Source organism: Marinobacter similis, assembly GCF_000830985.1.
In the GTDB taxonomy this organism is placed as follows: domain Bacteria; phylum Pseudomonadota; class Gammaproteobacteria; order Pseudomonadales; family Oleiphilaceae; genus Marinobacter; species Marinobacter similis.
In genome coordinates, this window is the sequence record NZ_CP007151.1 from 1,698,862 (window position 1) to 1,710,417 (window position 11,556).

Here is an 11,556-nt window from a genome sequence, read left to right on the forward strand (position 1 = left end):
ACTGGTCGCGGTTTTGCAGCCTTTTGCTCAGATTCTGTCCAGCCAGTCACGAACCCAGGGCAATGCCTCGGCTTCCGGTTCGGTGGTCTCCAGTGCATCGATGCGCAAGGTGTCGCCGACTTTGCGTGCCGAGGTTTCGAACAGGGCTTCTTCCATCAGGTCACCGGCACCGCAGAATGTATCGCCGTAGGAGCTGTCACCCAGAACAATCACGCCGAACGGCCGGCCCGGCTGCTGGGGCAACTGGTCGCGCAAGGCTGCGTAAAAGGGCAGCAGGTTGGCAGGCACTTCACCCTGGCCGGTGGTGGAGGTGCACACCAGCAGCGCGTCTTCATTGCCGGTAATGTCCTCAAGCGCCGGGTTTTCAAGCACAGTCACGGTGTGGCCTTCGGCATCCAGGGTTTTCTTGATGTCCCGGGCGGTCAGCAGGGCGCCCCCGTAAACACTGCCCACCAAAATACGTATAGCTGTCATTGCGGTTCCTGTTTTGCTGGTAACACCCGGTTCGGGGCGACGAAATTGGTTTGGAGCCCGATCATAAAGTCCGTTGTCGGGTCACTCAACCATCAACGTCGGCAGCCTTGCTGGTGTCCCGGCTGCGAACCCGTGGAGCGATGCGGTTACGGCCATCTTTCTTGGCGCTGTAGAGATAGATGTCGGCCTGTTTCAGCAGCTCGTCGATGGAGCCGGCCTTGGCGATGGAGCAGACTCCGGCGCTAATGGTGACCGGTAATTCGGCGCCACGGAAGCGGAACGGCGTTTGGGCTACTTCCGAGCGCAGCCGTTCGGCCAGAGTCAGCGCCTGGAGCAAGGAAGTGTCCGGCAGCAGGATCAGGAATTCTTCACCGCCCCAGCGAGCCGCAACGTCAGTTTGTCGGATGACGGTTTGCATTAGTGCCGAGAACGCCTTGAGCACTTCATCGCCGGCATCGTGGCCGTGGTTGTCATTGATGCCCTTGAACAGGTCCAGGTCAATCAGAGCGATGGAAAAATGGTGTCCGGAGCGCTGATAGCGGGAAAACTCCGCGCTCAGCCGGTTGTGCATATCGCGGCGGTTGGACAGGCCGGTCAGTTCATCGGTCTTGGCCGCCTGTTCATGGTTCTGTGCCAGTGTAACCAGTTCGTTGCGTGCCTTCAGGCGACTGGCTTCAAGTACGAAGCACAGAACCGACTCGAAGGTCAGGGTGGCGAAGAAACGGATCTTGAAATCGAGGCTGTATTCCGCGCTGACCATCGGCAACCCGGGGAACTGGAAGACAATGACGGCAACCAGATAACAGAACAGCAGCACCGCGGTGCCGGTCTTCAGGCTGGTCAGATAGAACAGCAGTGGAGGAAACACGTAGAACCAAAGCGGCCCGGTATTACTCTCTCCGCCCGAGGCGATCAGGTAGGTGAACAACAGCCAGACCATCAGCAGCAGGCCGCCCTTCTGCGCGGTTCGGTTTCCGGTCTGGGCAAAGTACGCCATGTTGACGATCACCACCAGGGCGAAACCCCAGAGCACCCAGGCGTGGCCATGGTGCCCGGCATACCAGCCTTGGCGCCAATGCCGACCAGAAACAAAATGGCCATAGCGGACAACCAGGTGATCAGACGTGATACCTGGGCGTCTTCACGCTCTCCTTCGGCGAGCTGGCCTGTGATCGACTGGTTGGACATGGGCACCTTGCGACGGGTTTTTGTAATTTTGGCGCATTTTTCCGGATTATGAGCCAATTAGCCGTAGGTTTGCATCTATTGCCTGGTCAGAATGTGATCTGGGTGAACAATGACCGTTTTATTTCAATTTGATGACAAAAAAATTATAGTTGCGCCCGGTAAACAACTTCAATTTCCCATTCAGACCAAACGAGACCCAATCTCTTATGGCCCGTTCAACCGGACTTTTGGACACTCTCCTCACCAGCCCCACCACGGAACGGTATAGGGTCGGATTCAGTCTGCTTTTTCTCCTCGGCGTATGGCTGACCGTTGGTTCTTTCAGTCAGGGCATGCCCAATAGCATGTTGCTGATGGCGGCAGCCGTTATCGGTGGGTACATGGCGATCAACATCGGTGCTAACGATGTTGCCAACAACGTCGGCCCAGCCGTTGGTTCGGGCGCGCTGTCTCTCGGCGCGGCCGTCATTATAGCGGCCATTTTCGAATCGGCCGGGGCGTTGATCGCCGGCGGCGATGTGGTCTCCACCATCAAGGGTGGCATCATTGATCCGTCGTCGTTGAGCGACAGTCAGGCCTTCGTCTGGTTGATGACGGCTGCACTTCTGGCCGGCGCGCTCTGGCTTAATCTGGCTACCTGGATGGGGGCACCGGTTTCCACCACGCACTCTATTGTTGGTGGCGTTTTGGGTGCCGGTATTGCGGCCGGCGGCTGGGGTATTGCTGATTGGGCCGTGATGGGCAAGATTGCCGCCAGTTGGGTGATCTCCCCGGTTCTTGGTGGCGCTCTGGCGGCACTGTTCCTGTATGTGGTCAAGAGGACCGTGCTCTATCGCAAGGATGTGATTCCGGCCGCGCGCACCTTCGTGCCGATACTTGTGGCGATCATGGCCTGGGCCTTTGGCACCTATCTGATGATCAAGGGCGTCAAAAAGGTGGTGAAGGTCGACTTCCTGGACGCGGCCCTGATCGGCCTGCTGGCCGCTGCGATCGTCTATTTCGCGGTCCGCACCCTGGTCGGCCGCCGCGCGGCGACCATGGAGAATAATGCCGCCGGTGTGAACACACTGTTCACCTGGCCATTGATCTTCGCTGCCGCGCTGCTCAGTTTTGCCCACGGCGCCAACGACGTCGCCAATGCCATCGGTCCGCTGGCGGCCATCAACGATGCGCTGTCATCCGGTGGTGTAGTGACCTCCGCCAGCATTCCGCTGTGGGTGATGATGGTCGGTGCACTCGGTCTGGCGGTTGGTCTGATGCTGTTCGGTCCGCGCCTGATCAAAACCGTGGGCAGCGAAATTACCGAACTGGATAAGACCCGCGCTTTCTGTGTCGCGCTCTCGGCCGCCCTGACCGTGATCGTGGCGTCCCAGTTGGGGCTACCGGTCAGCTCCACCCACATCGCCATTGGTGGCGTGTTTGGTGTTGGCTTCCTGCGGGAATACCTCAAATCCAATTACGCGACCCAGCTGCACAAGATCATGGAGCACCATGATGAGGACGAGCAGAAGCGTCTGAAGCCGTTCCTGGATAATTTCCGTGATGCCTCCGTTGAGGAGATGGAAGATCTGCTGAAACAGGCTAAAAAGCAAAAGCAGGTGCCGCTGTCCAAGTCCGAGCGCAAGCGCCTGAAGAAGATTTACCGGGAAGAGTTGGTCAAGCGGTCGCATCTGTTCAAGATCGCCGCAGCCTGGATCATCACGGTTCCGGCCTCCGCAATCATGGCCGCCCTCTTGTTCTTCACCCTGCGTGGGTTGATGATCTGATCCCGTAGGCTGGCTGTCGCTGGCCACTTTGGTCATACTATTCAGCAAGAGCGGGGGCCGTCTGTGCCCCCGGCAACCGATTATCCGTGGAGTGAATAATGAGTACATCTGTTGAAAGCCAACAGGCCAAGATGATTGATGAGCTGAGGGTGTTCATCAAGAAAGTCTTGAGCGAGCCGACTATCGCCGTTAAGTCCATGGAAATTGCCCGCAAGTATCGCAACGAGCCCAATGCGAACGAGATCATCGCTCGGGAAATCAGCGCGAATACGACGATCCGGATTCCGGAGAGCTGGAGCAAGGCGGATCACATGTTTCTCGATATCATCCACGAGGTGCTGGATGACGAAGAGGCGCTGTATTGAGGTTGGCTACGATTACTGAGCTTTGAGCGCGGAAGGCGAACGCCTGGGCAAAACCGTGCGGAGCCATGGATGGCGGAGCCGAGCGTACAGGGAAGTATTTACAGCGTGTTTTGACCGGGCGTTTGCCTGCCTCGCATACCCCAAGCCTGAGGGGTTAAGCTCAGGCCTGCTTGGCACTCTGTTCGTGCTGCTTCAACACCGCATCGGCCATCTGATGCAGAATCTGCATTTCGTCCTCAATCCCTTCTTCCGCCGACAGCTCCCGCTGTTCGATCAAGATATCGCTCAGGATTTCCCGCGTGGTTAGCGGGTTCGCCAGAACCACCCGGAACACGATGCACGGAAAATGGTAGTAGTGTGAAGGTTCCAGCCGGGTCCGTGAGACAAAGGCCTTGCCCCGCTCCCGCTGGGTTTTCTGGATGAACTTGGTGATGCGGTTCAGGCAGGTATTGAGCTTTTCCGCTTGCAGGGGGTCCGCTATTGCCAGGGCGTTCTGGACAGATTCCGGGCAGTAGCGGTAGGTCAGGATGTTCAGCTCGGGCTTGGTGATCAGCTCGAAATCTGGCTCGGCATTGATCATCGCCGCAAAGCTCTGGGCTTTCTCTATGCCCTGATCGATCAGAATCTCATAGCCTTCCCGCGCCAGAATCTTCAGGCCCGAGTGAATCAGCATCGACATGCCCGGGCGTGAGCCTTCCAGGGTGGTGCTGCCCAGATCCCGGGAGCCCTTACGGATGATGTACTGGGCGTGATGCTCGACGGCACTGGCCAGGCTTGGGTCCTTGAACACGACCAGGCCAACACCCATGGGTACATAGAGTTGCTTGTGGGCGTCGAAGGTGACGGAGTCGGCCTTCTCGATGCCCCGCAGCAGGTGTTTGTGGGTACGGGAGAACAGGGTGGGCCACCCCAGGCAGCGTCCACGTGGAAATGGGCGCCGAATTCCCGGGCTATGTCTGCCATGCCATCAAGCGGGTCGACGTTGCCGGTTTCGGTGGTGCCAGCCACGCCGCAGATGGCCATGACCTTGATCTTCTGGCGGTGCAGTTCCAGGCATTTGTCCCGCAAAGCGTCGGTCTGGATGCGGTTGTCGTCGTCGGTGTCCACCGGTACCAGGGCTTCGCGGCCAAGACCGAGTACGTCGGCGGCCTTGCGCAGGGAGTAATGCCCACGTCGGGACACCACGATGGCGGCACCCTCATAGCCATAGTATTTCAGCGCCCGGAACAGGCCTTCCTGATGCAGACCGCGGAAGCTGCCCTCGGCCGGGAAGGCGCGGTTGCGCGCGACCCACAGTGCGGTCAGGTTGGCAACGGTGCCACCGGAGCACATGGCGCCCAGGGCATAGCGGGGGTCGTGCATCCACTTGCGGTAGAAGGCGCCGTCTTCTTCATAGACCAGGCGGTGAATCATGCCCAGGACCTGGCGCTCCATGGGCGTAAACGCCTTTGAGGTCTCGGTTTTGACCAGGTTCTGGTTCAGCGCAATCATGATTTTCGACAGCGGCAGCATGAAGTACGGCAACGCGGACGTCATGTGACCGATGAAGGCGGGGGAGGCGGTGTGGACCGAGTTGGCCACCAGTTTGTCGAGCAGGAATTGCGCTTGCTCGGACACGAAGACGGGTTTTTCCGGGATGGCGTAGTCGGAGAAGTTTTTTTCGACGTCCGACAGGTCCCGTTCAACCGCAACGATGTGTTCCTGCAGAAAACCGGCAAGGTTGTTGGAGATATTCTGGTCGATCCGGCTCAACGTGGATTCCGGAGCCTCGGGCACCGTGAACACGCGATACATCGCCTCGACTGAGGCCTGGGCGGATTTTTTCTTTCCGGTCATAGGTGCCACACATGATCAGCGGTTATCCGCTGGGCCAGTTCCGGATGCCCGACGGATATGGCCGGAGTGTCGGTCCGGCGATTCAAAACTGGCCACCTGCGGTCAGCAGGCGCTCTGACATCCCTGAGGAGCAGTAGTATACGGGCTGTCGTAGCCATACGCTATAAGGCCCCATTGCAGTGTAGATAGTGGATCAGAGAATTTCCCGGTGCACGTCCAAGATGGCCGCATCGACGCGCTCTTCGATGGCTTTTTCAATCTGGTCAAGGCGCTGGGTGATCTGCTGGGATGAGGTGCCAAGGGCCGCGATGGTCCAGGTTGCACAATCCAGTGCGTCCAGGTCGGCGGTTTCGGCGACAGCCAGGTCCGGCTCTTTGCCCCAGACTGCGCGCAGGGCGGTAAAGACCTTGCGCTTGGCCTTGAGGTCTTCGCAGCCATAGAGCTGGAAGTGCAGGGTCAGTACACCCACGTGCGGGGTAATCACCGGCTGTGCAGTGGACTGGTTCAGGAGTTTTCTCAGGGCTTCAGACATTTTAATCCGTGCATGAGGGGCCGGGGCGAAGTCTCTGAAACCCGCTCAAGCACGTCCATGTGACGCTTGAGCTCCGCCATCCATGGCTACGCACAGTTTCAGAGACTCCGCCCCGCCCCCTCCTTGGCCTGTTTCAGGGACGTTGAATATCCTTAGCCTACTACAGGTGTTGCCCGTTTGATAATCGCCGCCGCATCCGTGCCCGAAGGCAGGTTGCCATAATTCATACCGCCGGCTGATTGCAGGCGGGACGCGCAGAAGGCGTCGGCAACCGCCGGGTCGGAGTGGCGTAGCAGGAGTGATCCCTGCATGACCAGGGCCATGCGGTCGACCAGGTTGCGGGCCCGGTACTGGATATCGCTGATGTCGCCGAAGTCCTGCTGCAGCTGGGCCAGGAACAGATCGAAACGGCGGTCGGCGCCTTTGGCTTCGGCGGCTTCGCGGAAGAAGGCATCCAGGGTTTCCGGTTCTTTTTGCAGCGCGCGGAGGGTGTCCAGACACTGAACGTTACCGCTGCCTTCCCAGATAGCGTTGACCGGTGATTCCCGGAACAGCCGCGGCATGATGCAGTCTTCCATCACGCCGCTGCCGCCGATGCACTCCATGGCCTCGTAGGCATGGTTGGGGGTGCGCTTGCAGATCCAGTACTTACCAACCGGTGTGGCCAGGCGTGCCAGCAGTCGTTCGTGTTCCTGGTCCTGATTGTCCAGGGCGCGGGCGATGCGCAGGGTGTAGGCCAGAGCCGCTTCGCTTTCCACCGCCAGGTCTGCGAGGACATTTTGCATCAGGGGCTGTTGATTCAGGCGGTTGCCAAAGGCGCTACGATGGCGGCAGTGGTGGGTGGCCTGTGCCACCGCCTGGCGCATGCCGGCGGAGCTGCCGATCATGCAGTCAAAGCGGGTCATGGCCACCATTTCAATGATGGTGGGCACGCCTCGGCCTTCTTCGCCAACCATCCAGGCCAGCGCGCCGCGCAGCTCGACTTCACTGGAGGCGTTGGCGACGTTGCCCATTTTGTTTTTCAGGCGCTGGATCTGCCAGGGGTTCTTGCTTCCATCCGGGCGCCAGCGTGGCATCAGGAAGCAGGACAGGCCGCCCCGGGAGTGGGCCAGTACCAGGAAGGCGTCGCACATGGGAGCCGAGACAAACCATTTGTGGCCAACCAGTTCGTAGGCCTGGCCCGGGCCTTCGGTACTCACCGGGTAGGCCTTGGTGCTGTTGGCACGGACATCGCTGCCGCCCTGTTTCTCGGTCATTGCCATGCCGATGGTAACGGAGGCTTTCTGGCTGTCGGGTAGGTTGCGCGGGTCGTAGCTGTTGGCAAGGATGCGCTGCTCCCAGTCCCGGGCCAGCTCGGGCTGTTTCCGGATGGAGGGGATGGCGGCAAATGTCATGGTGATGGGGCAGCCGTGCGCAGCTTCTACCTGGGAGTGCATGAAGTACTTGGCAGCCCGCGCCACGTGGGCCCCCTTGCCGGGGTTGGTCCACGGACTGCTGTGCAGGCCATGCTCCAGTGCAATGGTCATCAGGTCGTGGTAGGCCGGGTGAAATTCCACCTCGTCGGTGCGGTGACCGAAGCGATCGTGGGTCTGGAACACCGGTTTGTTGCTGTTGGCCTTGAAGCCCAGATCAATGGTGGCTGCAGCTCCTGCGAGCGCGCCAAACTCTCTCAATTCCGGCGCAGCAGCCTCGGCGCCCTCCCGGATGACCGCTTCCTGCAGAGCAGTGTCCTGCTCGAACAGGTTGTAGTTCTCCAGCGCCGGGGGCTGGTTGACCACTTCGTGGGTGCTGGCCAGGTATCGGTCTTCGGAGCCGTTGGTTGGGGTCTCGGGGTGTGGCTGCCGCGCGTTCATGGTTATCTCCTGGTGCCAGTCAGTCCCTGCATGCAAAAGCGAATGATGGAATTGACCAGTGCATCGGTGTTGTCAGGTGTTGCCGCCGGATTCTGGCCGGCTGAGTTGGTGACAGTGGACCTACAAGGCTTTCCGCGATGGCACCCACCAGACAGGTACTGCTCTGGCGGGCGTCTTGATCCGGCAGGCAACCTTCGGAGATGCCTTCGCGAATCGCCGTTTCGAACAGGCTGGCGTAGGCCTTGCGGTACTTCAGTCGTTCTTCTTCTACTTTCGGGTCGACCGGCTCTGCAATCAGCGACCACGCCATCATGGGGCCGCGCAAGGCGCGTTCGGCAAATTGCCGTAATGCCGTTTCCAGGCGGGCTGCGGCATTGCCCTCGGTTGCCAGCGCTTCTGCGACCTTGTCGACCTCGCGCTGGGTGGCCAGCCGGAATACGCCGGCAAAAAGGTCTTCCCGGGACTCGAAATGCCGGTAAATTGTGCCCGTAGCAACGCCGGCGAGATCTGCAATTCGGTTAATGCGAGCACTTCGGAACCCGCCATCCATAACGCACTGGAAGGTGCAGTCAACAATCCGTTGCCGCGCCTCGGCCTTGCGCTGGCGCATCTTCTCCGTTTCACGATAAGCCATGCCGGCTCCCTAGAAGTAGTGAATCACTATTCATTCTTTGTGTCAATTTCACAAGCCCCTGATTGAGCCTCATTTTGTCACATAAAATCAGTGCTTTATTAACAGTTACAAAAAATTACAAAAAATGGGTTTGATTGAAATAGCGCGGTCACCGAAACAGGATTATAAAGACGCCAAGACGATGCCAAAGCCGGCCGTTCGTCGAGACTGAGTGTAGTTGCCCTGCGGGGCGCGCCGGCACTCGATTCTCTGTTTTCGTTGATGGGGAGAGCATTATGAGTGAATTCGACGAAAGCAATCTTGAACAACCCGGAAGCTGGGGCCAGGACAGCGATGATAGTCATTCCATTGCTGGTCGGGCACGGGTTCGGGCGCAGCTGCAGGCCGATATCGAGGCTTACCTGAGTCAGGGTGGTGAAATCCATGAGATTGATACCCTCTTCCGCTCAGACGCACCGCGTAAAGTCGCTGTAGGTTTTAACAACCGTTCCTTGTGATTAATGCCAGATCAGGTCGGGGCGATTAGCCCCGGCTCTGTTTTTGACACCGTTCTCGGTAGTTGGTCCCGCGCTGGTCTATCCTCGTGCCATTCCTTTCTGGCGATGCTGAATCAATACGCCCGCACCCAAAGACCACGGATTCGCGCTGACCATGAGATCCCTTGCTCGCCCCCGCATCCTGATTCCGTTCATCCTGACTCTGCTGCTGGTGTCCGGCTGGTATGTGCTGACGTCACAAGCTGGCACTCCGGCGCAGACCTCGACCGAGCCCCGTCCCTCTGAAGCCGAGTCCGGCACTGGCCTGGCAACGGTCTCCATCGCCACAGCGCCATCGAAGTTGGTAGGGCAGGCTAAAGCTGTTTCGGTGCCGGAGCAGCTGCCGGCCTCATTGGTCGGCACCTCGGTGCCCGCTGGCTGGAACCAGGTGGACAGTGTCGGCGACTTGATTCCAACGCCGGCGTTGCGACAGTTGTTTGAATACTATCTGTCGGCGCTCGGGGAGGAATCGTTGGAGCAGCTGGTCGCCCGTATCGGACAAACACTGTTGGCGCTGCAGGAACCGGCACGCACCCAGGCCCTGGATACCCTGCGCGCCTATCTTGATTACAAACTGGCGATTTCCGACCTGGAGGCCGGCTATGGGGGCGGTACTGAGCTGGATGCGGTTCAGATGCAGCAGCGCATGCAGGAAATTCAGGCTCTGCGCCGGGCCTGGCTCGACAGTGCCACCGCCGACGCGTTTTTTGCCCAGGACGAGGCCATCGATCGTTTTCAGATCGAGAAACTCAGGATCAGCCGCGACCCGAGCCTGACCGGGGATCAGCGTGAGGTTGCGTTGGCGCAGGCCGAAGATGCCTTGCCCGCCTCATTGCGGCAGGCGCGCCGCGAAACCCGCAGGTTTACTGATTATGAAAGGGCGCGCCAGGAACTGGCCGATGATCCCGAGGCCCTGAAAAACTGGCGCCGCGAGGCTTCGGCATTGAAACTGCGCAACGGCTGCAGGCCCTGGAGCAGGAGCAGGCGAATTGGAACCAGCGCTGGCATGCCTATTCGGCCCAGCGCCAAAGCCTGCTGACTTCCGGTTTGGCCGGGCCCGAGCTGAAGCAGGCCATTGCCGACCTGCGCGAACAGCATTTCACGGATACGGAGCGGGTTCGCGCCCAGGCCCTGGATTCAATCCGGTAACACGAATGTCACGGCTACTCCTTAACCTGTCCAGGGAGTCTGCAATGGGTGGCCCGTGCCGTGTATGATGGTGTGCAGAGCGCCAATCCGGCGCTGCCAGCAGTCTTTGAATGTCCGGCCATACCATCCAGGAGGTTATCCGTGCCGAGTCCGACTCCCCGTGTTTTCCCTGCCACCCGTCTGCGTCGCAACCGCGCCAGTAGTTTTTCCCGTCGATTGGTGCGGGAGAACCAGCTGACGCCGGACAATCTGATTTACCCGGTGTTTGTCCTGGAAGGCGAAGGCCAGCGCGAAGCTGTGCCGTCGATGCCGGGGGTAGAGCGTCTGAGTGTCGATCTGCTGGTTGAGCAGGCGGCGGAGCTGGTCGAGCTGGGTATCCCGGCGGTAGCGCTGTTTCCGGTGGTGGCTGCGGACCAGAAAAATCTGTCCGGTTCTGGTGCCTGGGACCCGGATGGCCTGGCGCAGCGTGCCGTGCGGGCGCTGAAACAAGCGCAGCCCGAGCTGGGCGTAATTACCGATGTCGCACTCGATCCGTTCACCACCCACGGCCAGGACGGCATCATTGATCAGGCCGGCTACGTGCTGAACGACGTCACGGTGGAAGCCCTGGTGAACCAGGCCTTGTCCCATGCCGATGCCGGCGCGGATGTGGTGGCGCCGTCGGATATGATGGACGGGCGCGTAGCCGCCATTCGGGAAGCGCTGGAGGCGGCCGGGCATGTGAACACCCGAATCCTGGCCTATTCTGCCAAGTATGCCTCCAGTTATTACGGTCCGTTCCGGGATGCCGTCGGCTCCGCTACTAATCTGGGCAAGGCCGACAAATCGACCTACCAGATGGATCCCGCCAATTCCGATGAGGCGTTGCACGAAGTGGCCCTGGATCTGGCTGAAGGCGCGGACATGGTGATGATCAAGCCGGGCATGCCGTACCTGGATATTGTGCACCGGGTGAAGACCGAGTTGCAGGTGCCTACTTTTGTCTATCAGGTCAGTGGCGAATACGCCATGCACATGGCAGCGGCCGAGAACGGCTGGCTTGATGGCGACGCAGTGATGATGGAAAGCCTGATGGCCATGCGCCGGGCCGGCGCCGATGGCATCTTGACCTATTTTGCAGTGCGCGCGGCGCGCCTGATGAACCAGCCGCGACGCTAGAACCACGGACGACATGACAGCGTGACCGGTGTCTGCCGCTCCCGCTACAGACTGGAATTGAGGAA

At 59.7% G+C, this 11,556-nt stretch carries 12 protein-coding genes and 1 pseudogene; 6 read left to right on the forward strand and 7 right to left on the reverse strand.

Annotated features, from left to right (window positions below; translation table 11 throughout):
• Positions 1 to 27: 27 nt before the first annotated feature.
• The 3 genes from AU14_RS07810 to AU14_RS21130 form a co-directional block, all read right to left on the reverse strand.
• Positions 28 to 474 (reverse strand): flavodoxin, encoded by a 447-nt coding sequence (locus tag AU14_RS07810; protein ID WP_041340094.1) that lies wholly within the window; start codon positions 472 to 474, stop codon positions 28 to 30.
• Between the two features lie 85 nt (positions 475 to 559).
• A complete protein-coding gene (locus AU14_RS07815) occupies positions 560 to 1,507 on the reverse strand; it encodes a GGDEF domain-containing protein (protein ID WP_236744547.1) in 948 nt (315 codons plus the stop codon).
• Positions 1,480 to 1,662: a hypothetical protein gene (locus tag AU14_RS21130; RefSeq protein WP_236744548.1), complete on the reverse strand. Its 183-nt coding sequence runs from the start codon at positions 1,660 to 1,662 to the stop codon at positions 1,480 to 1,482. The genes AU14_RS07815 and AU14_RS21130 overlap by 28 nt, the downstream gene beginning before the upstream one ends.
• Before the next feature lie 206 nt (positions 1,663 to 1,868).
• On the opposite strand from AU14_RS21130, the gene AU14_RS07820 reads away from it, so the two are divergent.
• Together AU14_RS07820 and AU14_RS07825 are read left to right on the forward strand one after the other, a co-directional pair.
• A complete protein-coding gene (locus AU14_RS07820) occupies positions 1,869 to 3,428 on the forward strand; it encodes an inorganic phosphate transporter (protein WP_041340097.1) in 1,560 nt (519 codons plus the stop codon).
• Between the two features lie 98 nt (positions 3,429 to 3,526).
• Positions 3,527 to 3,793, forward strand: coding sequence for a hypothetical protein (locus tag AU14_RS07825; RefSeq protein ID WP_041340099.1), 267 nt, complete (start codon positions 3,527 to 3,529; stop codon positions 3,791 to 3,793).
• A gap of 160 nt (positions 3,794 to 3,953) precedes the next feature.
• Here the strand turns inward: AU14_RS07825 and panP are convergent.
• The 4 genes and pseudogenes from panP to AU14_RS07845 form a co-directional block, all read right to left on the reverse strand.
• A pseudogene (panP, locus tag AU14_RS23260) lies at positions 3,954 to 5,629 on the reverse strand (pyridoxal-dependent aspartate 1-decarboxylase PanP).
• A 193-nt stretch (positions 5,630 to 5,822) separates the two neighbouring features.
• Entirely contained in the window at positions 5,823 to 6,161 is a 339-nt protein-coding gene (locus AU14_RS07835; protein ID WP_041340102.1) for a DUF503 domain-containing protein, read from the reverse strand.
• 152 nt (positions 6,162 to 6,313) lie between these two features.
• Positions 6,314 to 8,014: an isovaleryl-CoA dehydrogenase gene (locus AU14_RS07840; RefSeq protein ID WP_041340104.1), complete on the reverse strand. Its 1,701-nt coding sequence runs from the start codon at positions 8,012 to 8,014 to the stop codon at positions 6,314 to 6,316.
• Positions 8,015 to 8,033: 19 nt separating this feature from the next.
• Positions 8,034 to 8,648, reverse strand: a complete 615-nt coding sequence (locus AU14_RS07845; RefSeq protein ID WP_236744549.1) for a TetR/AcrR family transcriptional regulator — start codon at positions 8,646 to 8,648, stop codon at positions 8,034 to 8,036.
• Positions 8,649 to 8,923: 275 nt separating this feature from the next.
• On the opposite strand from AU14_RS07845, the gene AU14_RS07850 reads away from it, so the two are divergent.
• The 4 genes from AU14_RS07850 to hemB all read left to right on the forward strand — a co-directional run bounded on the left by AU14_RS07850 (position 8,924) and on the right by hemB (position 11,491).
• A complete protein-coding gene (locus AU14_RS07850) occupies positions 8,924 to 9,145 on the forward strand; it encodes a hypothetical protein (protein WP_041340107.1) in 222 nt (73 codons plus the stop codon).
• 154 nt (positions 9,146 to 9,299) lie between these two features.
• A complete protein-coding gene (locus tag AU14_RS07855; RefSeq protein WP_052471996.1) occupies positions 9,300 to 10,223 on the forward strand; it encodes a lipase secretion chaperone in 924 nt (307 codons plus the stop codon).
• On the forward strand, positions 10,154 to 10,333 hold the full coding sequence (locus tag AU14_RS22745; RefSeq protein WP_269079141.1) for a lipase secretion chaperone: 180 nt from the start codon (positions 10,154 to 10,156) through the stop codon (positions 10,331 to 10,333). Before AU14_RS07855 ends, AU14_RS22745 begins: the two co-directional genes overlap by 70 nt.
• A gap of 141 nt (positions 10,334 to 10,474) precedes the next feature.
• Positions 10,475 to 11,491: a porphobilinogen synthase gene (gene hemB / locus AU14_RS07860; protein ID WP_041340110.1), complete on the forward strand. Its 1,017-nt coding sequence runs from the start codon at positions 10,475 to 10,477 to the stop codon at positions 11,489 to 11,491.
• The last annotated feature ends 65 nt before the right edge of the window (positions 11,492 to 11,556 follow it).